The organism is Kitasatospora indigofera (genome assembly GCF_014655955.1).
Classification (GTDB): Bacteria; Actinomycetota; Actinomycetes; order Streptomycetales; family Streptomycetaceae; genus Kitasatospora; species Kitasatospora indigofera.
In genome coordinates this window covers 135,419-160,476 of record NZ_BNBO01000007.1, presented here as the reverse complement: position 1 = coordinate 160,476, position 25,058 = coordinate 135,419, and the positions used below count along the sequence as shown (strand labels likewise).

Sequence of the window (25,058 nt, the reverse complement as noted above, 5' to 3'; positions counted from 1 at the left end):
GGCCGCCGGAGGCCGGATCAGCCGCGCCGGAGGGCGCGGACCGCGAGGATGACAAGAATCACGATGACCACGGTGCCGAGTCCTATGTACATGGGATTTCCTCCGATATTCCGACGGTGCGTCCGGTGATGGGACATCCGGCGAACTGCCGTCACGTTTTCCTGGCCGTTCTGACATCCGCACCGTTCGCCTTCCCGTCATTTCAGGAATGATGCGGACGCCCGGGCGGGTGGGCCGGGGCGGGCGGCCGGACAGACGCGGGCGGGGCGCACCCCAGGGTGCGCCCCGCCCGAACTGCCTTGCGATCACCGTGCCCCACGGGCTCAGCAGGTCACCAGCGGTACCACCGGTGACGGCCGCCGGAGGGGTGCGTCCCCCGGGCCACGAACCCGATCAGCCAGACCACCAGGACGAAGATTGCTATCCACCACAGTGCCTTGAGGGCGAAACCGGCGCCGAAGAGCAGCAGTGCGAGCAGAAGTACAAGAAGCAGCGGACCCATTTCGAAGACCTCCCAGTCGGTGTCGAACTGCGCATGCCCGGGTCCGTCGCGGCTATTCCTGGGAATTTTCCGTATGAAGGCGGGCATACGGCCGGGCCCGCCGCAGCGGTCCTGTCGGTCCCAGGTGTCAGGGTGGTTGCGGGCACGCCGACAACCCCGCACGGGCGGACGCGCGCGCGTCCGCCCGCCGCACACCCGCGCACGACCACCGTCCGCACCGGACCCGCACCCGCACCCGCACCCGCACCCGCACCGCTACGAACGGAGCACCCCGATGAGCCGCCGCTTCCAGGTCACCTTCGACGCCCACGACCCGCGAGCGCTGTCGTCCTTCTGGCGCGACGCACTGGGCTACGTCCACCCCGGGCCGCCCGGGGTGGAGCTGCCCGCGGGCGCCGACCCGCTGGCCGCGTGGGACGACTTCCTCGCCCGGATCGGCGTGCCGGAGGACCAGCGCAACACCCGGTCGGCCATCGAGGACCCGGACGGGCACGGGCCGCGGGTGTTCTTCCAGCAGGTGCCGGAGGACAAGGTCGCCAAGAACCGCGTCCATCTCGACGTCCGGGCGGCTCCCGGGTTGCAGGGAGAGGAGCGGATGGCGGCGCTGGAGGCCGAGTGCGAGCGGCTGGTCGCGCTGGGTGCGGCCCGGCTGCGCCGCTTCGAGCCCGCTCCCCCGCTGGGCGCCGGCTTCATCGTGCTCACCGATCCCGAGGGCAACGAGTTCTGCCTGGACTGACGCGGCCGGGCCCTCGGGCCGGCCGCCCACGCGCGGGAGCGGCCGGCCCGGGGCCCGGCACGGGATGACGGACAAAAGGGACCGCCGGCCGCATGCGCCGCACCCGTCCGGGTAGGCGGGTCGCGGGCCGGGAGCATCCGAGCACCGGCCCCGACCAGCCGGAAGCGACCCGGACCAGGGAGGAGCAGTGGACATGGCACAGCCGGAGAGCGACGCCCGGACGGCCCGGGGGCCGGCCCCGGGCCGGTGGGACCCGGTGGGACCCTGCGGGCCGGAGGAGGCTCCGCGCGATGACTGACACCACCCCGGACGCCGCCGTCCGCCCCGACACCACCGTCCACCTGAACACCCCGGGCCTCCCGGACGCGCCAGCACTCCCGGACGCCCCAGGCCTCCCGGACACCTCAGGCCTCCCCGGCGCGCCCGGCCGGGGGTGGCGGATCCCGCCCGGGGGCGGCGCACTCGCCCGCGCCCGCGAACTCGCCCGGGACACCCTGCGGGAGTGGGACTACCCCGGCGAGGAGTACGCCCACGCCGTACTGCTGGTGTCCGAGCTGGTCACCAACGCCCACCGGCACGCCGGCGGCCCGGCGGACCTGGAACTGCGCCCGGTGCCGGGCGGGGTGCTCCTGCGGGTCGGCGACTCCTCGCCCCGGCTGCCGGTCCGGCGCGATCCGGGTGCCGACGGCGGCTTCGGCATGCACCTGCTCACCAGGCTCAGCGAAGCCTGGGGCGTCGAGGCGTTCCCCGGCGGCAAGTCGGTCTGGGCCCGGCTGGCACCCCGCCCTGACCCCTGATCCCTGACGGCCCGGATGACCCCTGACGGCCCGGACCTCCGCGCGACCAGGACACCCGCACCGCCAGGACCCCTGGCGGCCCGGCCGGCCGCCCCGGGACGGGTCAGTCGGTGAACTCGTACGCGGCCACCTCGGCGAGCAGTGCGCGGCGGCGGGGCTCGTCCAGGAAGGCGGCCTTGAAGGAGTTGGCGGCGAGCGTGCGCAGGGTCTCCCGGTCCAGGCCCAGGGCGTCCCGCAGGGCGGTGAAGTTGTCCTCCACGTAGCCGCCGAAGTAGGCCGGGTCGTCGGAGTTGACGGTGACCAGCAGTCCGGCGTCCAGCATCCGGCGCAGCGGGTGGTCGGCGAGGGTGTCGATGCAGCGCAGCCGGACGTTCGAGAGCGGGCAGAGGGTCAGCGGGACCTGCTCGCGGACCAGCCGCGCGACCAGCTCCTGGTCCTCCAGGCAGCGCAGCCCGTGGTCGATCCGCTCGACGCCGAGCACGTCCAGCGCCTCGCGGATGTACTCGGCGGGGCCCTCCTCCCCGGCGTGCGCGACCCGGCGCAGGCCGGCGGCGGCCGCCAGCTCGTACACCTCGCGGAACTTCGCCGGCGGGTTGCCGACCTCGGCGGAGTCCAGGCCGACGCCGGAGATCCGGTGCAGGTGCGGCCCGGCGGCCTCGAAGGTCTCCAGCGCCGAGGCGGCCGGCTCGTCCCGCAGGAAGCACATGATCAGCTGGGTGCTGATGCCGTACCGCTCCTCGCTGCGCTCCAGGGCGCGCGAGAGGCCCTCGACGACGGTGCCGATCTCCACGCCGCGCGCGGTGTGCGCCTGCGGGTCGAAGAAGATCTCCGCGTGCCGCACGCCCTGCCCGGCGGCGCGGGCCAGGTAGGCGTCGGCGAGGTCGGCGAAGTCCTGCTCGGTGCGCAGCACCGCCATCAGCGCGTAGTAGAGGTCGAGGAAGGACTGCAGGTCGCTGAAGGAGTACGCGTGCCGCAGCTCCTCGGTGTCCGCGAAGGGCAGCGTGACGCCGTTGCGGGCGGCGAGGGCGAAGGCGAGTTCAGGCTCCAGGGTGCCTTCGATATGCAGGTGGAGTTCGGCCTTGGGCAGCGACATAAGGGATCGATTCGGTACTCGGGGATGGAACTACCAGGAAAGGGACCATCCTACGACCCGCCGCCGCGCACCCCGTCCGCCGCCGGGGCGGGCTTGGGAGCGGCCGGCGGCGCGGGCCGCCACCAGGGGTAGGGGATGCCCGCGAGGCGGTTGACCAGGAGGCCCTGGGCGACCAGCAGGACGACCGCGATCATCACCACGGTCAGCTGCAGCGGGGTGCGCAGCAGGCCGAGCGCGACGATCAGCGTGGTCGCGGCGGCCGGCGGGTGGGCGACGCCGAACAGCGGCATCAGCCCGCACGTCAGGCCCAGCGCGACGGCGGACGCCCCGAGCCGGGCCCAGGTGATGTCGTTGAGGTTCGGCGGGGTGTCCAGCAGGCCGGTGACGGCGAGCGCGAAGTATCCGGACAGCACGCCGATCAGGTGCCCGTACACCGTGTTGCGGGGCGAGGCGCTCGGCAGCGTCGGTGTGTAGAAGAGCAGGAAGGCGGTCGGCCCGAGCGAGGGGAAGAGGAAGGGCGCGTTGCTGAAGTGCGCCAGCGCGGCCATCACCGCGAGCGAGATGCCGGCGTTGACGGCGGAGTAGGAGGCCAGCACCAGGCTGGGGTCGTGCCGTTCCATCACCGCCGACAGTTCGAACCGGGCGAGGAATCTTCGGATCATTGCCACCGTCCGGCGCGCCGGGCGCGGGCCCGGGATCGAGGGGTCGGCGGGGAGGAAAGCGGGTGCGCCGACAGGCAGTGCGATACCCGCCCGCCGCCCGTCCCGGGCCGCTCGCGCCGGATCGCACCCGATCGGCCCAGTCCGCCGCCCGGTCACCGGCGGCGGAGTGACGAGCCCGGGTAGAAGGTAGAAGGAGGTTCAACCGCCGAGGAGGTACGGACATGCGGCACCCGGACGGCCCCCGCAGCAAGCCGGAGGGGATCTCCCCGCACGCCCTGGACAACGGGGTGCTGCTGCACGAACTGGAGCAGCTCCACCGCACCAGGCACGAGACCTTCCTGTACGGCTCGGACGACGCGCTGGCGCACCACACCACGCGCACCGCCCAACTGGAGGCGGAGTACCTGCACCGGTTCCCGAACCGCCAGGTCACCGCCGCCCGTACCCGCTCCGGCGCCCGCACCCGGGAGGCGGCCGCCCGGGCCGAGGCCACGCCGGAATGAACACCCGGGGGCTCCGGCCGGGGCACCCCGGCCGTCCGGACGGCGCGGCGGCCGCCCGTCCGTCCGCCCCACCACCCGACCGCCCATCCCGACCGCCCACCACCCCGTCAGGGAGCCCGCCATGCCCATCGCCAGCGTGAACCCCGCGACCGGCGAAACCCTGGAGACCTTCGAAGCCCACGACGACGCGGCGATCGAGCTGTGTCTGTCCAGGGCCGAATCGGCCTTCCGGCAGTACCGCACCACGGACTTCGAACAGCGTGCCGCGCTGGTGCACCGCGCGGCCGACCTGCTGGAGGCCGACCAGGAGGCCGTCGCCCGCACCATGACCGAGGAGATGGGCAAGCCGCTGGCGGCCGCCCGGGCCGAGGCCGCGAAGTGCGTCAAGGCGCTGCGCTGGTACGCCGACCAGGCGCCCGCCCTGCTCGCGGACGAACTCCCGCGCCGGGAGGACATCGCGGACGCCGGCGCCACGGACGCCTATGTGCGCTACCGCCCGATCGGCGCGGTGCTGGCGGTGATGCCGTGGAACTTCCCGTTCTGGCAGGTGATCCGCTTCGCCGCGCCCGCCCTGATGGCCGGCAACGTCTGCCTGCTCAAGCACGCCTCCAACGTGCCCCGGACGGCGGTCGCCCTGGAGGACCTGTTCCGGCGGGCCGGGTTCCCCGAGGGCTGCTTCCAGACCCTGCTGATCGGTTCGGCCGCCGTGGAGGGCGTGATCCGCGACCGCCGGGTCGCGGCCGTGACGCTGACCGGCAGCGAGCCGGCCGGGCGCGCCGTCGCCGCGACGGCGGCGGACGAGGTGAAGAAGGCGGTGCTTGAGCTGGGCGGCAGCGATCCGTACGTGGTGATGCCGAGCGCCGACCTGGCGGCCGCCGTGGCGACGGCGGTGCGGGCGCGGATCCAGAACAACGGACAGTCCTGCATCGCGGCCAAGCGGTTCATCGTGCACGCGGAGGTGTACGAGCCCTTCCTGGCCGCCTTCACCGCGGCGATGCGGGCGCTGAAGGTCGGCGACCCGATGGCGGAGGGCACCGAGGTGGGACCGCTGGCGAGCGAGCAGGGCCGCACCGACCTGGAGGAGCTGGTCGAGGACGCCCGGGCGCACGGGGCCAGGGTGGAGTGCGGCGGCCGCCGCCCGCCGGGGCTGGACCCGGCGCTGGCGGCCGGCTGGTTCTACGAGCCGACGGTGCTCTCGGGCATCACGCCGCGGATGCGCGTCCACCTGGAGGAGACCTTCGGCCCGGTCGCGACGGTCTACCGGGTGGCGGACGTGGACGAGGCGGTCGAGCTGGCCAACGACTCGCCCTTCGGCCTCAGCTCCAACGTGTGGACCACCGACGGCGCGGAGCAGCAGCGCTTCGTCCGGGACATCGAGGCGGGTGGCGTCTTCTTCAACGGGATGACCGCCTCGCACCCCGCGCTGCCCTTCGGCGGGGTCAAGCGCTCCGGCTTCGGGCGGGAGCTGTCGGGCCACGGCATCAAGGAGTTCTGCAACATCACCACGGTGTGGATGGGGCCGCCGTCCGCCTGAGACCGTGGGGCCGGCGTCCTCCTGAGCCGGCGCCGTCCGGACCGGCCCGCCCGCGCCCGCCGCGGCGGGCCGGTCCGGGGCGGGTCGTCCGGACGGCGCCTGGCCGAGCGGGCGGGGTCAGTGCCCGGTGGCCATCCGCCGGTGCCGGCCGGGGCCCTGGCTCTTGCTGATCCAGCGCGAGACCGCGCCGAAGAGGACCATCACGGTCACGCCCCACACCACGGCGAACACCACCAGCAAGGGTGTGTACGACATCTGGACGGCCACCAGGACCAGGCCCAGGGACAGCGCCACCAGGAACACCGCCGTCGTGGTGGACAGCCCGACATCGGCCTTCCAGGCCCGCTTCAGCCAGTGGCCGTGCGGTTGCTGCGGCGGTCCTGCGGCCGGGCCTCCGGTCGTCCTCGGGCCCCCGGTCGTCTGCGGATCCATCTCGTTCGCCTCCAGACCCCGGCGTACGCGCCAGGTCGGTCCGGGTCGGTCGTCGCCCGCCACCTCCGGATCATGCCGGTGCCGGGCCCTACAGGCGTGCTGCCCGGTCCCGGAGGGATCTACACCGGCCGCCGCGGGACTTCTGCGCGGACGGCGGCCCCGGCCGGGTCCGCGCCCAGGACAGCGGGCGCCGCCCGGACGAGAATGGCCGCAGGGGTACGGGGCCGCTGGTGAGGAGGCCGACGCGGATGATCGAGTACGCGCCGGGCACGTCCGCGCCGCCGCCGGAGCGGACCACCTACCGGGTCACCTATCTCGTGGCGGGCACCGCCGGGGTCCGCTCGGCGGACGTGACCGTGCTGCCCGGCCACTCGCAGGAGAGCGACATCCCCGGGATCATCGCCGCCCGCCTGACCGGGCGGCCCGCCGACCGGCGGCTGATCACCCTGCTCCGGCTGCGACCGCTGTGAGCGCCCGGGCCGCCCCGTTCCGCAGCCCGGTGCCGGGTGCCCGACGCCCGCCCCGCGTCCGTTCCGTCAGGCCCGCGGCGAGGCCAGCGTGACGATGGTGATGTCCGAGGGGGCGCCGACCCGCACCGGCGGGCCCCAGGCGCCCGCGCCTCGGGTGACGTAGAGCTGGGTGTCCCCGTAGCGCTCCAGCCCGGCCACCGTGGGATTGGCGAGTTCGGCCAGGTAGTTGCCCGGCCAGAGCTGGCCGCCGTGGGTGTGGCCGGAGAGCTGCAGGTCGACGCCGTGGCGGACGGCGTCGTGCACGGTCACCGGCTGGTGGGAGAGCGGGACGGAGGTACGGGAGCGGTCGCGGTCGCCGAGCGCCTTGTCGAAGTCGGGCCCGTCGCCCTCGGAGGTGCCGGCCAGGTCGTTGACGCCGGCCAGGTCGAAGCCGGGGAGTTCCACCCGGGCGTTCTGCAGCGGGTGGACGCCCAGCGAGCGGACGAAGTCGACCCAGGGCGCCGCGCCGGAGAAGTACTCGTGGTTGCCGGTGACGAACCAGGCGCCGTCCTTGGCCCTGAGCTGCGCCAGGGGCTCGGCGTCCCGGCCGAGTTCGGGCACGGTGCCGTCGACCAGGTCGCCGACGATGGCGATCAGGTCGGGCCGGGCGCCGTTGATGGTGTCGACGATCCGCTGGGTGTGGGCGCGGCCGAGGATCGGGCCGAGGTGGATGTCGCTGACCACGGCGATCCGGTAGCCGTCCGCCCGGACGGGGAGTTTGGACAGCGGGACGGTCACTTGCTTGAGGCGCGGGCCGCGCAGCACGCCGTAGGTGCCGTTGCCGACCACGGCGGCCGCGGCGCCGGCGGCGCCGATCGCGACCGTGCGGGCGATGAACAGCCGCCGCTGCGGCGAGGCGGGGCCGCCGGGCACCGGGCCGCCGGGCACGGTGGACGGGGGTACCGCGTCGGCGGACGGCGCGCCGGTGGGGCCGGACGGCGCGGGGGCGGCGGACGGCGCGGGACCGGCCGGGCCGGAGTCAGGCGCGAGGTCCGCCACCGGTGCCGCGACCGGCCCGGCGGCGGCACCGGCCGGGGTCGCGCCCCCGGCCGCGTCCTGGGACCCACCCTGGGTCCCGCTCTGTGCCACGTCCCGTACCGCGTCCTGAGACCCGTCCTGGACCGGGCCCCGGCGGGCGGGCAGCCGCAGGAGCAGCGGCCGGAGCAGTTCGCCGGCCAGCAGGAAGAGCAGCAGGTAGAGCAGCACCGCCAGCCAGAGGAACCCGGGCCAGGCGATCCAGCGCTCGGCCGCCATCGGCAGGGCGCGCCCGCCGGCCACGGCGCCGATGCCGAGGACGGGGAGCAGGAACGCCAGCACGGTGCCGGTCCGCCGCCAGAGCCCGCCGGGGGCGCTGACGTCCCGGACCAGGCGGCGCCAGAGGTACCAGTGGGCGAGGCCGACGACGGCCAGGGCGAGCAGGAGGGCGAGCACCACGACCACGATCACGCCGCCATCAACTCCGGGACCGTTCCGCTGATCTTCACCCCCACAGTATGAGCACCCCCGCGGCCGGCCCCCGACCTGCCCCCGGCACCCGCCGGATCACGGCCGGGTCACGCCCGGACCGGGGCCGAACCGCCTGACCCCGGGTCAGATTTGAGCTTTCGCGGACAACTCAAAAGGGCCTCTGACCAGGCCTTACGCGTCCGCTGAGCGGACAGAATCCGATGCCCTGTTCCGATACCCGGAAGTAGAAGTTAGGTTGCGTCGCATTGCGCGGATCCGTCCCCCCACCCTCCGGCACCACAGGCCGAAGGGGTCGACCGCGCGGGAAGGCACAGGCACCCTGCAGATGAGTGCGGAAACCACCACCCGGACCGCGTCACCCCCGGACGCCCACGGCGACGGCGGCCAGGACGGCAACCTCAAGGCCGGCCTGAAGAACCGGCACCTGTCGATGATCGCCATCGGCGGCGTGATCGGCGCCGGCCTGTTCGTGGGCTCCGGCGCGGGCATCGCCTCCACCGGCCCCGGCATCCTGCTCTCGTACACCCTGGCCGGCGTACTGGTCGTGATGGTGATGCGGATGCTCGGCGAGATGGCCGCCGCCGACCCGCAGAGCGGCTCGTTCTCCGCCTACGCGGACCGGGCGCTCGGCCGCTGGGCCGGGTTCAGCATCGGCTGGCTGTACTGGTTCTTCTGGGTCGTGGTGCTCGCCGTGGAGGCGACCGCGGGGGCCAAGATCCTCAACACCTGGGTCCCCGGTGTGCCGCAGTGGGCGTTCGCCCTGCTGGTGATGGCCGTGCTGACGGCCACCAACCTCTTCTCGGTGGCCTCCTACGGGGAGTTCGAGTTCTGGTTCGCCGGCATCAAGGTGGTGGCGATCATCGCCTTCATCGTGATCGGCGGGCTGGCCGTCTTCGGCCTGCTGCCCGGCACCAGCGCGGTCGGCACGGCCAATCTGACCGGCAACGGCGGCTTCCTGCCGCACGGGGTCGGCGCCGTCTTCACCGGCATGCTGACCGTGGTGTTCGCCTTCATGGGCAGCGAGATCGTCACGCTGGCCGCGGGCGAGTCCGCCGACCCGGAGAAGGCGGTCAGCCGGGCCACCAACAGCGTGATCTGGCGGATCGGCGTCTTCTACCTGGGCTCGATCGCGATCGTGGTGACCCTGCTGCCGTGGAACGACGCCTCGGTGAAGGGCAGCCCGTACGTCGCGGTGCTGGAGCACGTGGGCATCCCCGGCGCCGCCCGGGTGATGGATGTGATCGTGCTGACCGCCGTGCTGTCCTGCCTCAACTCCGGCCTCTACACGGCCTCCCGGATGGCCTTCTCGCTCGGTCAGCGCGGCGACGCGCCCAAGGCCTTCGCCCGGGTGAGCCCGCGCGGCGTGCCCCGGGTGGCCATCCTGTCCTCGGTGGTCTTCGGCTTCCTCGCGGTGTTCTTCAACTACACCTCGCCGAACACCGTCTTCAAGTTCCTGATCAACTCCTCCGGTGCGGTGGCCCTCTTCGTCTGGCTGGTGATCTGCTTCTCGCAGCTGCGGATGCGCAAGATCATCGAGCGGGAGACGCCCGAGCGGCTCACCGTCCGGATGTGGCTCTACCCGTACCTGACCTGGGCCACCATCGGCCTGATCGGGTTCGTGATGATCTACATGTTCACCGACCACGACGGCCGGACCCAGATGTACCTGTCGCTGGTCGCGGCAGCCGTCGTCCTGGTCGCGGCGGCCCTGGTGGACCGGCGCCGCAAGGCCGCCGCGCTCGCCGCCGCCTAGCCGGTTCCCCGGCACACCGCCTCCGGCCGGCCGGCCGCCCCGCCCCGGCCGGGCGGGCGGCCGGACGCGTCGTCAGGACCACCGCCGGCCGGGCCCGGCCGGCAGCGCGACCCGGCGGGCCCGTGGGCCCAGGCCCGAGGCGACCGGCCTGAGGTGACCGGTCCGGCGGCGTCCCCTACCCTTCCCCCTATGCGAGATCTTGTGGCGGGGATGGGGTACCTGGCCAAGGGCCAGAAGTGGGTGGCGCGACACGGCCGCTGGTGGGGCTTCGGGATGATTCCCGCGCTGATCACCCTGGTCGGGTACATCGTGGCGCTGGTGCTGCTGAGCACCAGGGCCGACGACCTGGCCGCCTGGGCCACCCCGTTCGCCGACGGCTGGGGCTCCCCCTGGCAGGGGCTGCTGCGCGGCGCGCTCGCGGCGATCACCTTCGGCGGCGGCCTGCTGATCGCCCTGATCACCTTCACCGCCGTGACCCTGCTGGTCGGCCAGCCCTTCTACGAGTCGCTCTGCGAGAAGGTGGACGAGACCGAGGGCGGCGCACCGGCCAAGCCGGAGATCCCGCTCTGGCGCGAGCTGCTGATCTCCGCCCGGGACAGCCTGTACGTCCTGGTCCGGGTGCTCGCCTTCGGCATCCTGCTGTTCGCCTGCGGGTTCATCCCGGTGGTCGGCCAGACCGTGGTGCCGGTCGCCGGCTTCTGCGTCTCCGGCTTCTTCCTGGTCGTCGAGCTCTCCGCGGTGGCCCTGCAGCGGCGCGGCGTGCCGCAGGCCGAGCGGATCCGGCTGCTGCGCCGCCGGCTCCCGCTGGCGCTCGGGTTCGGCGTGCCGCTGATCCTGCTGTTCCTCGTCCCGCTGCTCACCGTGCTGGCGATGCCGGGCGCGGTCGCGGGCGCGACCCTGCTGGCCCGGGACCTCGTCCCGGTCGACGCCGGCCAGGACGGCGAGGAGGACCCGGCGGCGGACGGGTCCGGGCAGCACCCCGGCGACGCCCCGGACGGGGCCCCGTACCGCGGCGGCCAGGCCTTCGCGAGCGCCTGCCCCGAGAACCCGTACGCCGAGCCCCCGCAGGTGCGGAACCCGTACCAGGGCGGGGTGGAGGCCAATCCCTACCGCTCCGCGCCGTAGCACCGGACCCGTCCGGGCGGTGCCACCGAAGGTGAGCGGGCGGTGACACCGCGACACGGGGGCGCGGGCCCGCTGTGAGGCCGGACACAGGCTCCCGCAGCACTACTACCGCTGATCGTTGAAGGGTGCCGGGCATCCCCCGCCCTCCCTCCGCCGCCCGCCGGCCGGGGCGGCGGGGGGAGGGCGCCCCCGGGCGGGAGCGCGGGCCACCAGGTGACTTCCGGCCCTGGACGCGGCGCCGGCCGGGCCGGCCCGGCGCCCGATTCCCCTACTCCGGGTAACCGGATTCGTCGCACCCCGCTACGGCCGGGTACCGCCGCGTCCACTACCGGCCGTAGTAGCCGGGCATTTTGCTCCCCGCTCGGCGCTCTGCGAAGAATGTGCAGGCCGCCAGGCCGCGAGGCGTCCCACCGCCGCGCCACCTGCCCGCCCCGTCCCGCAGCCGGGGTGTCACCGCCGTCCCGCGGAGCGGCGCCGGCCCCCTCCTCCCGAGGGGCCCGGCCGCCCCGCGCTCCGGCGCGGTCCCACGCCCGACGGAAGAGGACGCCCGCCCCATGCCGCTCAGCCATGCCCGCCGCAACTCCCTGATCACCGGTGTGACCACCATCGCGCTGGCCGGGGCCGCCACCCTCTCGCTCGCCCTCCCGCAGGACAGCGGCACCGCCGCGGCCGCGACCACCGTGACCAGCGCCTCCGTCGACGCGCTCCCCGCGGCGCCGACCGCGGAGGAGTCGGCGCAGGCCGAGGCGGACGCCGCCGCGAAGCAGCAGGCCGAGGCCGACGCGGCGGCGGCCCAGGCCGCCCAGGCTCAGGCGGACGCCGACGCCAAGGCCCAGGCCGACGCGGCCTCCGCACAGGCGCAGGCCCAGGCGAAGGCGCAGGCCGAGGCCAAGGCGAAGGCGGACGCCGCCGCGGCCGCCTCCCGCTCGCAGCAGCGCCCCGCGCTGAACAGCGGCTCCGCGTTCACGGGGACCCCGCAGCAGATCGCCGCGCAGATCGTGCCGGCCGGACAGCTGCAGTGCTTCAACAACATCATCGAACGCGAGAGCAACTGGAAGGTGACGGCCACCAACCCCAGCTCCGGCGCGTACGGCCTGGTGCAGGCCCTGCCCGGCTCCAAGATGGCCGCGGCCGGCGCGGACTGGCGGACCAACCCCGCCACCCAGATCAAGTGGGGCCTGAGCTACATGAACGCCACCTACGGCAGCCCGTGCGGGGCGTGGAAGTTCTGGCAGGTCCACCACGCGTACTGAGCCGGACGCCCGGGCCGCTCCCGGGCACCCGGCACCCGGTGCCCGGCCCGCCCCCGGGAGCCACCTGCGCTCACCCCGTGCACCGGCCGACCGTGCACCGACCACCCGCACACGGATGATCCGGCGCCGGGCCGGATCCGCGCTGGTCAACCGTCCGACCAGGCCGTCCCGGGGGGCGCACGCCGGCCTGTCGGGTGCGCTGTTCCGTGCGCCCGGCGCGCGGCCCCGGTGGACGCCCGCGGCGCACGGCGTGAAGATCTGGCGCACGCCGTGCCTTTTGGCGGGGAATGGTCAGTTTCGGCCGGCCGCCGGCCGTTGCCTGCGAACGCGGCCGCTCCTACCCTCCACGGCATGCCCTCACCCCTGATCAGCGTCGTACTCCCCGCCTACGACCAGCAGAAACAGCTGACGGACTGCCTCGAATCGCTCCTCGCCCAGTCCTTCCGCGACTTCGAGGTCATCCTGGTCGCCGACCGCTCCCCGGAGGTCTCCGCGGACCTGGCCGACGCCTACGCCGCCCAGCACCCGAACGTCTCCGCGCTGCACCTCAACGCGGCCGTCGGGATCGGCCGGGCCCGCAACGCCGGCGCCGCCCGGGCCCGCGGCGGGTACCTGCTCTTCCTGGACAGCGACCACGTCCTGCCGCCCGACGCCTTCGACTCGCTGGCCGAGCGCCTGGCGGAGACCGGCGAGGTGGACGTCCTGCTGTTCGGCCACACCCGCCGGCACGGCGGCCGCGACTGGCCCGGCGGCGCGCAGCAGCAGCTGGGCACCGCCGGCGGCGCCGTCCTCGGACCGCAGGCGCGCCCCGAACTGTTCGGCGCCCCTCCGCACAGCTGGGACCGGCTGCACAACCGCGCCCGCTGGAGCGACCTGGCCCTGGCCTTCCCCGAGGGCCGCTACGAGGAGGTGCCCGTCGTCCAGCAGGCGCTGATGGACGCCCGGCGGATCGCCGTCCTCCCCCGCGAGTGCGTCCAGCTGCGCCGCCGGCACACCCTGCACCCCACCGGCTCGCCCGGCAGCAGCCACTTCGACCTCTTCGGCCAGTACGAGCGCAGCTTCGAGCTGCTGGACGCCAGACCGGCCCTGGAGGCAGTCCGCCCGCACCTGTTCGACCGGATGATCCGGCACTACCTGTTCGTCTTCGACCTGGCCGGGTGCGTGTCCAGGGCCGAGCGCCCGCAGTTCTTCCAGCGCGCCGCCGAGCACCACCGGCGCTTCCTGCCGGCCGGGCACCGGCGCCCGGCCGGTCGGGAGGGGCTGAAGTTCTCCCTGCTGGCGGGCGGCTCGTACCCGGCGTTCGAGGTCGCCAAGCTCTCCCACATCGCCAGGGGCGCCGTCACCGCCCGGGCCGGCCGGCTCCGGGCCCCGGAGCCGGCCGGCTGAGGGCCCCGACCGGCAGCGGGCGACCGGGGCGCCGGATCCGGCCGCGCCGCCGTCAGACCTGCGCGATGCCGCCCCCGGCCGCCATCGCGGCCGCGATCAGCCGGCCAGTACGGGCCCACTCCTCGGCCGGCACCGGGGGCAGCGCGTCGTTCCAGAGCGGCAGGCAGGCGCCGCGCAGCTGCGCCATGCCCTCCGGCCGGGCGATCAGCCAGAAATGCAGGTGCGCCGCGCCGTCGCCCCACTTGTCGATGTGCACCCGGGCGATCCCGCCGAGCGACAGGACGGCCCGCTCGGTCCGCTGGAGCATCGCGCCGAGTTCGGCGGCCCGGGCGGGCGGCAGGTCGGCCAGGTCGTGGTGCTCCCGAGGCTGGAGCAGCACCATGGCTGGCAACCCGGCCGGCCGGTCGGGCCCGCTCAGCCGCCAGTGCTCGTCCGTCCAGAGGAAGTCGGAGTCCGGCCGGGCGCACTGGTCGCACTCCTCGGCGCCGGCCTCGCCCTGCCGGGGCGGTTCGGGCAGCACCGGCTCGTCCAGGACCTTGACCCGCAGCTCCCCCTCGTAGGGGAAGATGTCCCAGGCCTGGACGCCGTCCGCCCGCAGCTGCGGACGCCGGCCGATCGGGAGCCGGTCCAGGTACGCGCCGGGCCCGGTGACCCGTGCCGGGTCGCTGTTGTCGGTGATCATGCCTGCCCAGCCTGCCACATGACACCCCGTCGCCTCCGCCCGGGGTGGCCGCCCCGCGCCCCGGCGCCCCGGCTGGGATCATCGGCACTATGACCGCCGCGCCCGCCCCGGGAGGCACGCCGTGACCCAGCACTCCGCCGTCGGCACCGAACTGGCCCGGGCGCTCGCCGCCGCGCTGCGCGGCGAAGTCCGCTTCGGGCCGGCCGAACGCACGGTGTACAGCCACGACGCCTCCAACTACCGGCAGTTGCCGCTCGGCGTGGTCAAACCCGCCGACTCCGACGACGTCCGCGCGGCACTCGCGCTCTGCCGGGAGCACGGCGTGCCGGTGGTCGCCCGGGGGGCCGGCACCAGCATCGGCGGCCAGGCCGTGGGGCCCGGCGCGGTGGTGCTCGACTTCCGCCGGCACCTCGGCCGGGTGCTGTCCGTGGACCCGGAGCGCCGGCTGGCCCGGGTCGAGCCCGGCACGGTGCTGGACGACCTCCAGGCCGCCGCCCGCCCGTACGGGCTGCGCTTCGGGCCGGACCCGTCCACGCACAGCCGCTGCACCCTCGGCGGGATGATCGGCAACGACTCCTGCGGCGCGCACTCGGTGGCCTGGGGGCGGACCGCCGACAACGTGGAGACGCTCGACCTGCTGCTCGCCGACGGCACCGAACTGACCGTCGGCGGCCCGCTCTCCCCCGCCGCGCGCGGGCGGCTGCGCGAACTGCCGGGCCGGCCCGGCGAGGTCCACCGGGCGCTGCAGGAGCTGGCCGACCGGAACCTGGCCGCCCTGCGCCAGGGGATGCCGCAGCTGCCGCGCCGCACCTCCGGCTACGCCCTCGACGCCCTGCTGCCGGAGCGCGGCCACGACCTGGCCCGCGCGCTCACCGGCACCGAGGGCACCTGCGCGCTGCTGCTCGGCGCCACCGTGAAGCTGGTCGAGCAGCCGGCCGCCCGGGTGCTGGTGGTGGCGGGCTACCCGGACGAGACGGCGGCCGCGGACGCCGTGCCCGCGCTGCTGCCGCTGGGCCCGCTCACGGTGGAGGGGATGTCGGGCGACCTGATCGCCGCCCTGCTCGCGGCCGGCCCCCGGCCGCCCGCGCTGGACCGGCTGCCGGACGGCGACTGCTGGCTGTTCATGGAGGCCGGCGGCGCGACCGTGGCGCAGGCGCTGGACGCCGCCCGCGCCCTGGTCGACGCCGTCCGGCGGGAGCGGACCGCCACCGCCGCGGTGGTCACCGACCCCGCGGAGCAGCGCCAGCTCTGGGGCGTCCGGGAGGCCGGCGCGGGGATCGTCACCCGGCTGCCCGGCGGTGGGGAGGCCTGGCCCGGCTGGGAGGACTCGGCGGTGCCGCCGGAGCGGCTCGGCGACTACCTGCGCGACCTGCGCGGGCTGCTGCGCCGGTCCGGACTGCGCGGCGTCCCGTACGGGCACTTCGGCGAGGGGTGCGTGCACCTGCGGATCGACTTCCCGCTGACGGCGCCGCGCGGCGGCCGGGTGTTCCGGGAGTTCCTTGAGCAGGCCGCCGACCTGGTGGTCTCGTACGGGGGTTCGCTCTCCGGCGAGCACGGCGACGGGCAGGCCAGGGCCGAGCTGCTGCCCCGGATGTACCCGCCGGGGATCATCGCCCTGTTCGGCGGGTTCAAGCGGATCTGGGACCCGGAGAACCTGCTGAACCCGGGCAACCTGGTCGACCCGCGCCCCCTCGACGCGGACCTGCGCTTCGACGGCCCGGTGCGCGACCTGCCGCTGGCGCTGCCCTACGAGCAGGACGGCGGCAGCCTGCTCAAGGCGGTGCACCGCTGTGTCGGGGTGGCCAAGTGCGTGGACACCAGCACCGGGGTGATGTGCCCGAGCTACATGGCCACCGGCGAGGAACGGCACTCCACCCGGGGCCGGGCCCGGCTGCTGGCGGAGATGCTGCGCGGCGAGGCGGTGCCGGACGGCTGGCGGTCGGAGGAGGTGCGGGAGGCCCTCGACCTCTGCCTGGGGTGCAAGGGCTGTGCGAGCGACTGCCCGGTCCATGTCGACATGGCGACCTACAAGGCCGAGTTCCTGTACCAGCACCACCGCCGGCGGCTGCGCCCCGCCTCGCACTGGTCGATGGGCTGGCTGCCGCTCTGGCTGCGCGGCACGGCCCTCGCCCCGGGCCTGGCCAACCGGGTGGCCCGCTCGGCCGCGGCCGGCCCGCTGAAGCGGCTGGCGGGCGTCGACGGGCGCCGGACGCTGCCCGTGCTGCCCCCGGAGACCTTCAGCCGCTGGTTCCGCCGGCACCGGGCCGCGCACCCGGCCCCGGCCGGCGGGCAGCGCGTGCTGCTCTGGCCGGACACCTTCGCCGAGCACCTCCAGCCGGAGGTGCTGCGGGCGGCCGTGGAGGTGCTGGAGCACCTCGGCTTCGCGGTCGAGCTGCCGACGGGGCCGGTCTGCTGCGGCCTGACCTGGGTCTCCACCGGGCAGCTGGACACCGCCCGCCGGGTGATGCGGCGCAGCCTGCGGGCCCTGCCGGAGGGCGTCCCGGTGGTCGGGCTGGACCCGAGCTGCACGGCGGCCCTGCGCGAGGAGGTGCCCAAGCTGCTCGGCCCGGCCGGCCGGCCCGTGGCGGAGCGGGTCAGGACCTTCGCCGAGTTCCTGGACGAGTACGCCGCCGGGCTGGAGCTGCCGCGGGCCGGCGGGGAGGCGATCACCCAGACCCACTGCCACCAGCACGCCGTGCTGGGCACCGCGGCCGACCGCCGGATCGACGCCCGGATCGGGCTGGCGAACCGGGTGCTCGACTCCGGGTGCTGCGGCCTGGCCGGGAACTTCGGATTCGAGCGCGGCCACTACGAGGTGTCGGTCGCGGTGGCGGAGCGGGTGCTGCTGCCCGAGGTCCGGGCCGCGGCGGCCGGCACGGTGGTGCTGGCGGACGGCTTCAGCTGCCGGACGCAGATCGCCCAACTCGGCGACGGCCGGCGGGCGCTGCACCTCGCCGAACTGCTGCAGCGGGCCCTGCGGGCCGGTCCGGGGGAGCCGCGCGAACGGGCGTGACCGGGCCCGTTTCCCAACAGCCCCACAAATTTCACGACTTTTCAACTTCAATCATTAAACGACAATCCACCCAACGTTCTGACCCGGCGTCAGGACACCTCCTACGCTGTGCACCGGCTCCGGCGACGCACTGCGGTGTCCACCGGAACCACTCCTACCGAATGTGATGAGCCCCGGAGGCTTCTGTGAGGACACGTCGTTCGTTCCGCAAACCCTGGACGGCCCTGCTGGCGACAGGTCTGACCGTGGGAGCGCTGGTGACGTGCCCGGCCGGCGCGGCGTTCGCGGACGCACCGCCCACCGTGACCAGCACCATCCAAGTGGGCCCCTACCCCGCCGGGGTGGCGGTTCTGCCCGACGGCTCCCAGGCTTACGTCACCAGCCAGAGCACCGGCGCGGTGAAGGTCATCGACACCGCGGCCGGCACCGTCGCCGCCACCGTGGAGACCGGCTCGGGCTCCTACGCGGTCGCCGTCGCGCCCGACGGCAAGCACGCGTACCTGACGCACTCCGCGGAGAACACCGTCAGCGTGATCGACACCACCGCGCGGACGGTCGGCGCCACCGTCCCGGTCGGCGCCGGCCCCTTCGACGTGGCGGTCGCGCCGGACGGCGGGCACGTCTACGTCAGCAACGCCGACGCCAACACCGTCAGCGTGATCGAGACCGCCGGCAACACGGTGAGCGCCACCGTCCCGGTCGGCACCGAGCCGCACGGGCTGGCCCTCTCGCCCGACGGCCACAAGCTCTACGTCGCCGTCCCCGGCGACAAGGCCGTGCAGGTCGTCGACACCGCCACCAACACGGTGAGCGGCGCCATCACCGTCCCGAGCACCCCGTTCGACCTGGCGGTCACGCCCAACGGCGCCCGGATCTACACCGCCAACTGGGAGGACCACAGCGTCGGGGTGATCGACACCGCCGCCGGTGCCGCCACCGGCTCCATCGCCGTGGGCGCCAACCCGCTGGCCGTCACCGTCGCCCCCGACGGCCGGCAGGCGTTCGTCAGCAACTACGACGACAACACGGTGAGCGTCATCGCCACCGCCGACAACACGGTGAGCGCCACCCTGCCGGTCGGCACCAACCCGTACGGACTGGCGATCACCCCCGACGGCAAGCGCGGCTACCTGGCCGACTTCGGCGCCGGCGCGGTGAGCGTGCTGGACATCCCGCGGCCCACCCCGACCGTCACCGCGGTCAGCCCCGCGACCGGCCCGGTCACCGGCGGCACCGCCGTCACCGTCACCGGCACCAACCTGGCCACCGCCACCGCGGTGACCTTCGGCACCGCCGCCGCGACCGCCGTCTCGTGCACCGCCACCAGCTGCACCGCCACCGCGCCGGCCGGCGCCGCCGGGACGGTCGACATCCGGGTCACCACGCCGGAGGGGGTCAGCCCCGCCGTCCAGGGCGACCGCTACACCTACACCGAGCAGGCGGACCTCGCCGTCGCCCTCACCGCGACGCCGGTGACCTCGCTGTTCGGCGGACGGGTCGACTACACCCTGACCGTCACCAACCGCGGCCCCTCGAAGCTCACCTCCGGCACCGTCTCGGTGCCGCTGGCCTCCCCGACCACCGCGACCTCGACCGACTGCACGGCGGCCGCCGGCAAGGTGACCTGCACCCTGCCGGCCGTGGCCAGCGGCGCGAGCGTGACCCGGCACTTCACCGTCCCGGTCAGCCTGCTCACCTACCGGACGTTCGCCGTCACCGCGACCCGGACCGCCAGCGTCCCGGCCGACCCCGCGGCGGCCAACGACAGCGCCACCCGCACCTGCAAGGCCAACAGCTCGCTGAGCATCACCTGCAGCTGACCGCACCGCTCCACCCGGCGGGGGGGCCCCCCCCCCCGGCCCCCCCCCCCGGGGCACCCCCCCCCGGGGCCCCCCCCGCCGGCGCGCTGCCCGCCCGGGATCAGCCGAAGGTGCGCGGCGTCAGGTAGTCCGGCACCACCACGCGGGTCTGCGGCGAGGCCTGCGCGACCTGCGCGGTGAACGCGGCCAGGTCCATGTGCGGGTCCGGCCGGACGGGGTTCACCAGGGCGCTCTCGAAGGTGTCCCAGTGCACCGGCACGACCGTCCGCGGACTGCCCAGCGCCCGCATCAGCCGCGGCACGTACCCGTGGGTGGCGGCGCTGCCGGGGACGGCGATCATCGCCAGGTCGGGCCGCAACCCGGCCGCCTCCCGCTCGGCGAAGTCGCTGGCGCCCGTCAGGAAGGCCGTCGGGCCGCCGTCGAACCCGACCTGGAAGGCCAGCGTGTCCCCCTCGGGCAGGTCGCCGACGGTGGCCGGGCGCCGCGGCGGGAGGGCGTTCAGCGTCCCGGGGGCGAAGTAGCGGCGCTGGTCGTTGCGGCTGTGCCGGCTCGCCACCACCTCGACCGTCAGCCCGCCGCCGAAGTCCAGCACCTCGCCGCCCTTCACCACGATCAGTTGCCCGGCGGGCACGTCGAGGGCGCGCAGCAGGTGGTAGGTGGTCTCGGTGCCGACCACCGGCGCGCCCGTCCTGGCGGCGATGTAGGGGACGTCGTTGATGTGGTCCCAGTGGCTGTGGCTGACCAGCAGCAGCTCCGGGGTGCCGATGTGCGGGTCCACCAGCGCCGGGTCGGTGACCAGCGGCGTGGCGGGGTCGAAGGCCTTGCCGCCGTCGACGTAGAGGCCGGTGGTGAAGCGGGTCAGGTAGGGGTCGAACAGCACGGTGCGGCCGCCGTGGTCGATCCGCCAGCCGGCCGTGCCGAGCCATCGGAAGACCGTGCCGGCCTGGTCCTTCCGGGAGGGCCGGTCCGGCTCCTGCGCGGCGGCGGGCCCGCCCGGTCGCTCCCGGGGCGTGGCTCCGGCGGGTAACGCGGCGGCCGTCACGGGCAGTCCGGCCCCGGCGGCGGCCGCCGTGCGCAGGAAGGTACGGCGGTCGAGTGCGGGCTTCCGCATCGGGTGGTGTCCTCTCCGGGTTCCTCCGGCGGGCGCGGGCGCGCACCGCCACCGGAGAACACGCGCCGGGCGACGGATTCGGACCACACCGCCGCCCGGACCGCCCGGCGGGCAGCACCGGCGGACGTACCGGCTCCCCCTCCGGGGACCGGTACGTCCGCCGGCCGCCGCCCTGGCGCTACCGGGCGCAGATCACCGACACGAACTCGGCGACCCGGGCCTGCGGCAGGCCACGGGCGATGTCCGCCTCGCTGATCATCCCGACCAGCTCGTGGTCCGGGTGGTTGATCACCGGCAGCCGCCGCACCCGGTACTGCTCCATCACCCGGAGCACCTGCTCGGTGTCCTCGTCGTCCTCCACCACCATCGGCCGGCCCTGGGCGAGTTCACCGGCCTCGACCTGGCTGGGGTCGCGCCCTTCGGCGACGCACTTCAGCACGATGTCGCGGTCGGTGAGAATACCCAGCAGCTTCTGCTTGTCGCCGCAGATGGGGAGCGCCCCGACGTCCCGCTCCCGCATGATCCTGGCCGCGTCGGCGAGGGTGTCGTGCTCGCCGACACACTCCGCCCCCGCGTGCATGATGTCGCCGGCTCTGGTCATCGTCAGGCCTCCTGCCGTAACTGCCTCTCCCCCGGCTCCCGTTCCTGGCCCCTTGCTCCCATCGTGGTCCGGCCCCGGCCGCGGCGCCACCGGACGTCACGGTTCGCGGCCGGGACCGTCCGGCCCGGAGCCGTCCGCGCCGTCCACCTGCGGGACGTCGACCGCCGTCCGCTCCTCGCGCGGGACGTGCGCCAACAGCTCCTCCAGCGGCGGCAGTTCCAGCTGTTCGACGCCGCGGCGGGCCGCCTCGACGGCTTCGACCGCCTCCACCACCCCCGGCTGCTGCTCGCCCTCGGCCTCGCCCGCCGGCACCGCCCGGACGTTGGCGGCCGTCGCGCTGTCCAGGAAGCGCAGCAGCTCCACCGGGAAGGGCAGCACCAGGGTCGAGTTCTTCTCCGCCGCGACCTCCACCACCGTCTGCAGGAGACGCAGTTGGAGCGCCGCCGGGGTCGCGCTCATCACCGCGGCCGCCTCCGACAGCCGGGCCGAGGCCTGGAACTCGCCGTCCGCCGTGATGATCCTGGCCCGCCGCTCCCGCTCGGCCTCCGCCTGCCGGGACATCGAGCGCTTCATCGACTCCGGCAGCGCCACGTCCTTGATCTCCACCCGGTCGATCTCGACGCCCCAGCCCATGGCCGGGGTGTCCAGCATCAGCTCCAGGCCCTGGTTGATCGGCTCGCGGTTGGCGAGCAGGTCGTCCAGCTCGCTCTTGCCGATGATCGAACGCAGCGAGGTCTGCGCGACCTGCGAGATCGCGAAGCCGTAGTCCTGCACGTTGACCACCGCACGGACGGGGTCGAGCACCCGGAAGTACACCACCGCGTCCACCCGTACGGTCACGTTGTCGCGGGTGATGCCCTCCTGGGCCGGGATCGGCATCGTCACGATCTGCACGTTCACCTTGTGCAGCCGGTCGGCCACCGGCATCAGCATCACCAGGCCCGGATCACGGACCTGTGCGCGGACCCGCCCGAACCGGAAGACCACGCCCCGCTGGAACTGCTGGACCACGCGGAAACTCAGCCCCGCCCACAGTCCCGCCGCCGCCACTGCCCCCAGCACCACATCGATAATCAGCATCGCCGCCACCTCAGGCACCCGGCCGCTCCGGCCCGGTCGGGGTGGGACCGGGCTGACGATCACCGGAACAGCCGCCTTCCACGCTACGCCTGCCGGAGCTCGGCCGGGACGGAGGCCGGCCGCACTCCCCCGGGCGCGGCGCCCGGCCGCGGGGGCGGGTGGGCCCCCTAGGATCGTCGGCATGCCGGACCAGTTGCCTCCCGCGCGCCGCACCCCCGGCGGCCCGTCGCTCCCGGCCCGCCTTCCGCACCCGGCGCCCGGTGCGGCGTCGGAGCGACCGCGCGGTCCGGACCGGACGGACCGCGCGAACGAACCTGACAGGCCCGACCGGCCCGAGCATCCCGGACACCCCGCCGTCACCGCGGCGGCCGCCGCCGACCTGGCCGTGCTGGACGCCGCCGTCACCGGCTGCCGGGCCTGCCCCCGGCTGGTCGCCTGGCGCGAGGAGGCCGCCCGCACCAAGCGGAAGTCCTACCTGGACTGGGACTACTGGGCCCGGCCGATCCCCGGGTTCGGCCCGCCCGACGCCCCGCTCGTGCTGGTCGGCCTCGCGCCCGCCGCCCACGGCGCCAACCGCACCGGCCGGATCTTCACCGGGGACCCGTCCGGCGACCTGCTCTACGCCGAACTGCACCGCCTCGGCCTGGCCTCCCGCCCCGAGTCCGTCCGGCGCGGCGACGGCCTGGAACTCCACGGCGTACGGATCACCGACCCCGTCCGCTGCGCGCCGCCCGACAACCGGCCGACCCCCGCCGAACGCGACACCTGCCGGCCGTGGATCGCCCGCGAGCTGGCCCTGCTGCGCCCGGACGTCCGGGCCGTGGTCGCCCTCGGCGGCTTCGCCTGGCAGGCGCTGCTCCCGGCGCTCGCCGAGGCCGGCTGGCAGCTGCCCCGGCCGCGTCCGGTGTTCGGCCACGGCGCACGGGTCAGCCTGCCGGCCACCGACGGCGGACCGCCGCTGGAGCTCCACGGCTGCTACCACGTCAGCCCGCGCAACACCTTCACCGGCCGGCTGACCCCCGCGATGCTCTGCGACGTCCTGCGCACGGCGGCCCGCGGCGCGGGCCTGGACCCGCATCCGGAGCCGCAGCCGTAGCGCACGCGCCGCGCGGGACCCGTGCGGCGTGCAGCGCGCGGCGTCCGCCGCCGGGGCACGCGGCCCGACCGGTCAGCCGAAGCGGGACAGGCGCCGCTCGGCCGCCCGGGCCCAGACCTCCGGCAGCCGCTCCCGGGCGGCCGAGGCCGCGGCCAGCTGCCGGGCGTACAGCACGCCGTACGCGAAGGCGTCCTCGCGCCCCGGTGCACCGCCCGCGTCCGGGCCCGTCGCCGTCCCCGCGCCCGGGCCCTCGTGGGTGCCGGCGGCCAGCTCGCGCAGGGCGGCGGCGGCCACCACGGCGTCCTGGTGCTCACCGAGCAGTTCCTGGACGGCCTTCATCCGTGCCGCGTACCGGCGGGCGGCCCGGCCGGCCACCGGCTCGGCGGTCTCGGCGGCGTACCGGGCCCGCTTGGCCGCCTTGCGGGCCTCGTGCAACGCGGTGTCACCGCCGGGCCCGGGCCCGGCCGCCAGGGCGGTCCGCACCCGGTCGGCCGTCCGGCGCTGCTCGCGGGCGGCGATCCGGGAGAACTCCGGTCCGGCGGCCCGCCCGGCCCGGCCGCGCAGCGGCGGATCGGCCAGCAACCCGGCCAGGCCCGCCGCCAGGGCCTGCCGGCGGGGGCTGTCCAGGGCCGCGACGACCTCCGGCCGGACGCGTTCCGCCTCCCGCCGTGACCAGGCGGCGAGCCGGCCGGCCGTCCGCTCCGGCCGGCAGGGCGGCGGCAGTGCCCGCGCCTCGGCCAGCAGCCGCTCGCCCAGCACCTCACGGTCGCGGGCCTGCCCCAGCACCGCGCCGAACCACTTCAGCTCGGTGGCCAGCTCCCGCGCCGGGCCCTCCGCGAACAGCCGCCGGTGGGTCTGCAGGGCGCTGCGGAGCCGTCGGCAGGCGACCCGCATCCGGTGCACGGCGTCCGGTTCGTCCGCCCGCACCGCCGGGTCGAGCGCGGCCAGCACCTCGGCCTGGGCGGCCAGCCTGGCCAGGACGGCGGCCCCGATCGTGGTCCCGGGTGCGCCGGTCGCGGGTGCCGGCACCTGGTCACCCCCTCGCGGGTCGACCGGACCGGCCGGCGACCCGGCCGGTCCGAAGCTCTGGCCTCCAGCCTAGGACTCACCCGGCGCCGGTGCCGGGCCGACGGCCCGCGCGGGACCGCCGGCCCGGCGCGGGCCCCGAGGACGGGAGGCGGCCGCCCCGGCTCAGGGCCGCAGCTGGATCGCCAGCGAGAGCGTGTACCCGACCAGCGCACCGAACAGGCCGACCGCGGTGGCGTGCCGCGCGCTGAACGGCAGGCCCGCCAGGGACGGGTAGACCAGGACGGCGCAGCCGGCCGCCAGGTCGGCCGCGTACAGGCCGACCGGCGGCACCACCTGGGTGCTGTGGGCGGCCCAGCCGGTGGCGACCAGGAACCCGGTCAGCAGCACGAAGCCCGACAGCAGGCCGCCGCCGATGGTGGACAGCACCGGGTGCGGGCCGTCCGCCTCCTCGCCCTCGGGCAGGGCGGGACGCATCCGCTGGGCGACGGCCAGGCTGATCAGGGCCACGGTCGCTGCCGCGAGGGCTCCGACGATCGGGGCGGGGTTCATCTGCGACTCCTGGTGACGGGGTGGAAGATCGCGGCGAGTGCCGCGGGGACGAGGACGGTGACGAGCAGGACGACGGACAGCACCACCGGGTCCAGCGCGGGTTGGGGTGCCACGGCGAGCGGCGGCGGGGGCGCCGGGACGGCGGTGCCCGCGACCGGCGTGGCCACCGGTGCCGGCGGGGGCGGGGTCGGCCGGGGCGGGGCGGCCACCACGACCGCCTTGGCCTTGGCCGGCTTCACCGGGACGGGCGCGGCCGCCGTCGGGGTGGCCTTGACCGGCTCCGGCGCCTCCGCCTTCACCGGTGGGGGCGGGGGTGGCGGCGCCG

General features: G+C 75.4%; 24 protein-coding genes. 12 read left to right on the top strand and 12 right to left on the bottom strand.

Features of this window, described 5'->3' with window-relative positions; all coding sequences use genetic code 11:
- Positions 1-331: 331 nt before the first annotated feature.
- Positions 332-502, bottom strand: a complete 171-nt coding sequence (locus IE329_RS09790; RefSeq protein ID WP_190210447.1) for a hydrophobic protein — start codon at positions 500-502, stop codon at positions 332-334.
- 274 nt (positions 503-776) lie between these two features.
- On the opposite strand from IE329_RS09790, the gene IE329_RS09785 reads away from it, so the two are divergent.
- Positions 777-1,238: a VOC family protein gene (locus IE329_RS09785; RefSeq protein WP_190210446.1), complete on the top strand. Its 462-nt coding sequence runs from the start codon at positions 777-779 to the stop codon at positions 1,236-1,238.
- 290 nt (positions 1,239-1,528) lie between these two features.
- Positions 1,529-2,035, top strand: coding sequence for an ATP-binding protein (locus IE329_RS09780; RefSeq protein ID WP_190210445.1), 507 nt, complete (start codon positions 1,529-1,531; stop codon positions 2,033-2,035).
- Positions 2,036-2,138: 103 nt separating this feature from the next.
- Here IE329_RS09780 and IE329_RS09775 read toward each other — a convergent pair whose 3' ends face one another.
- Together IE329_RS09775 and IE329_RS09770 are read right to left on the bottom strand one after the other, a co-directional pair.
- Positions 2,139-3,128 carry an adenosine deaminase gene (locus IE329_RS09775; RefSeq protein WP_190210444.1) on the bottom strand — a complete coding sequence of 330 codons (990 nt, stop codon included), beginning with the start codon at positions 3,126-3,128 and terminating at the stop codon, positions 2,139-2,141.
- A gap of 50 nt (positions 3,129-3,178) precedes the next feature.
- Positions 3,179-3,790 carry an HPP family protein gene (locus IE329_RS09770; protein WP_229927296.1) on the bottom strand — a complete coding sequence of 204 codons (612 nt, stop codon included), beginning with the start codon at positions 3,788-3,790 and terminating at the stop codon, positions 3,179-3,181.
- A 221-nt stretch (positions 3,791-4,011) separates the two neighbouring features.
- On the opposite strand from IE329_RS09770, the gene IE329_RS09765 reads away from it, so the two are divergent.
- A complete protein-coding gene (locus IE329_RS09765; RefSeq protein WP_073921258.1) occupies positions 4,012-4,293 on the top strand; it encodes a DUF6158 family protein in 282 nt (93 codons plus the stop codon).
- A gap of 121 nt (positions 4,294-4,414) precedes the next feature.
- The gene (locus IE329_RS09760; RefSeq protein WP_190210443.1) at positions 4,415-5,827 is read left to right on the top strand and encodes an NADP-dependent succinic semialdehyde dehydrogenase; all 1,413 of its coding nucleotides are present in this window, start codon (positions 4,415-4,417) and stop codon (positions 5,825-5,827) included.
- Positions 5,828-5,944: 117 nt separating this feature from the next.
- On the opposite strand, the gene IE329_RS09755 is transcribed toward IE329_RS09760, so the two are convergent.
- Positions 5,945-6,259, bottom strand: a complete 315-nt coding sequence (locus IE329_RS09755) for a hypothetical protein (RefSeq protein WP_190210442.1) — start codon at positions 6,257-6,259, stop codon at positions 5,945-5,947.
- A 248-nt stretch (positions 6,260-6,507) separates the two neighbouring features.
- Here IE329_RS09755 and IE329_RS09750 point away from each other — a divergent pair, with 248 nt between their 5' ends.
- On the top strand, positions 6,508-6,729 hold the full coding sequence (locus IE329_RS09750) for a hypothetical protein (protein ID WP_190210441.1): 222 nt from the start codon (positions 6,508-6,510) through the stop codon (positions 6,727-6,729).
- A gap of 66 nt (positions 6,730-6,795) precedes the next feature.
- Here the strand turns inward: IE329_RS09750 and IE329_RS09745 are convergent, their stop codons facing one another.
- Positions 6,796-8,214, bottom strand: coding sequence for a metallophosphoesterase (locus tag IE329_RS09745; protein ID WP_190210440.1), 1,419 nt, complete (start codon positions 8,212-8,214; stop codon positions 6,796-6,798).
- A gap of 346 nt (positions 8,215-8,560) precedes the next feature.
- On the opposite strand from IE329_RS09745, the gene IE329_RS09740 reads away from it, so the two are divergent.
- The 4 genes from IE329_RS09740 (at position 8,561) to IE329_RS09725 (ending at position 13,752) form a co-directional block, all read left to right on the top strand.
- Complete coding sequence (locus IE329_RS09740) at positions 8,561-9,988, top strand: amino acid permease (RefSeq protein ID WP_190210439.1); 1,428 nt, start codon at positions 8,561-8,563, stop codon at positions 9,986-9,988.
- A 189-nt stretch (positions 9,989-10,177) separates the two neighbouring features.
- The gene (locus IE329_RS09735; protein WP_190210438.1) at positions 10,178-11,113 is read left to right on the top strand and encodes an EI24 domain-containing protein; all 936 of its coding nucleotides are present in this window, start codon (positions 10,178-10,180) and stop codon (positions 11,111-11,113) included.
- 554 nt (positions 11,114-11,667) lie between these two features.
- Positions 11,668-12,366 carry an aggregation-promoting factor C-terminal-like domain-containing protein gene (locus IE329_RS09730; protein WP_190210437.1) on the top strand — a complete coding sequence of 233 codons (699 nt, stop codon included), beginning with the start codon at positions 11,668-11,670 and terminating at the stop codon, positions 12,364-12,366.
- 351 nt (positions 12,367-12,717) lie between these two features.
- Positions 12,718-13,752: a glycosyltransferase family 2 protein gene (locus tag IE329_RS09725; protein ID WP_190210436.1), complete on the top strand. Its 1,035-nt coding sequence runs from the start codon at positions 12,718-12,720 to the stop codon at positions 13,750-13,752.
- Between the two features lie 52 nt (positions 13,753-13,804).
- Here the strand turns inward: IE329_RS09725 and IE329_RS09720 are convergent, their stop codons facing one another.
- A complete protein-coding gene (locus tag IE329_RS09720) occupies positions 13,805-14,434 on the bottom strand; it encodes a hypothetical protein (protein WP_190210435.1) in 630 nt (209 codons plus the stop codon).
- Between the two features lie 121 nt (positions 14,435-14,555).
- On the opposite strand from IE329_RS09720, the gene IE329_RS09715 reads away from it, so the two are divergent.
- Positions 14,556-17,447, top strand: coding sequence for an FAD-binding and (Fe-S)-binding domain-containing protein (locus tag IE329_RS09715; RefSeq protein ID WP_190210434.1), 2,892 nt, complete (start codon positions 14,556-14,558; stop codon positions 17,445-17,447).
- 185 nt (positions 17,448-17,632) lie between these two features.
- Positions 17,633-19,267 (top strand): beta-propeller fold lactonase family protein, encoded by a 1,635-nt coding sequence (locus IE329_RS09710; RefSeq protein WP_190210433.1) that lies wholly within the window; start codon positions 17,633-17,635, stop codon positions 19,265-19,267.
- A gap of 100 nt (positions 19,268-19,367) precedes the next feature.
- Here IE329_RS09710 and IE329_RS09705 read toward each other — a convergent pair whose 3' ends face one another.
- The 3 genes from IE329_RS09705 to IE329_RS09695 all read right to left on the bottom strand — a co-directional run bounded on the left by IE329_RS09705 (position 19,368) and on the right by IE329_RS09695 (position 22,059).
- Positions 19,368-20,378 carry an MBL fold metallo-hydrolase gene (locus IE329_RS09705; protein WP_190210432.1) on the bottom strand — a complete coding sequence of 337 codons (1,011 nt, stop codon included), beginning with the start codon at positions 20,376-20,378 and terminating at the stop codon, positions 19,368-19,370.
- A 178-nt stretch (positions 20,379-20,556) separates the two neighbouring features.
- Positions 20,557-20,979, bottom strand: a complete 423-nt coding sequence (locus tag IE329_RS09700; protein WP_073921268.1) for a CBS domain-containing protein — start codon at positions 20,977-20,979, stop codon at positions 20,557-20,559.
- A 96-nt stretch (positions 20,980-21,075) separates the two neighbouring features.
- A complete protein-coding gene (locus IE329_RS09695; RefSeq protein ID WP_229927295.1) occupies positions 21,076-22,059 on the bottom strand; it encodes a slipin family protein in 984 nt (327 codons plus the stop codon).
- Positions 22,060-22,240: 181 nt separating this feature from the next.
- Between IE329_RS09695 and IE329_RS09690 the strand changes: the two genes are divergently transcribed.
- Entirely contained in the window at positions 22,241-23,155 is a 915-nt protein-coding gene (locus IE329_RS09690; RefSeq protein WP_190210431.1) for a uracil-DNA glycosylase, read from the top strand.
- A 72-nt stretch (positions 23,156-23,227) separates the two neighbouring features.
- Here IE329_RS09690 and IE329_RS09685 read toward each other — a convergent pair whose 3' ends face one another.
- From IE329_RS09685 to IE329_RS09675, 3 genes are all read right to left on the bottom strand, one after another.
- Positions 23,228-24,184: a CHAD domain-containing protein gene (locus IE329_RS09685; protein WP_190210430.1), complete on the bottom strand. Its 957-nt coding sequence runs from the start codon at positions 24,182-24,184 to the stop codon at positions 23,228-23,230.
- A gap of 162 nt (positions 24,185-24,346) precedes the next feature.
- A complete protein-coding gene (locus tag IE329_RS09680) occupies positions 24,347-24,733 on the bottom strand; it encodes a hypothetical protein (RefSeq protein ID WP_190210429.1) in 387 nt (128 codons plus the stop codon).
- Complete coding sequence (locus IE329_RS09675) at positions 24,730-25,032, bottom strand: hypothetical protein (RefSeq protein ID WP_190210428.1); 303 nt, start codon at positions 25,030-25,032, stop codon at positions 24,730-24,732. Before IE329_RS09675 ends, IE329_RS09680 begins: the two co-directional genes overlap by 4 nt.
- Positions 25,033-25,058 lie beyond the last annotated feature (26 nt).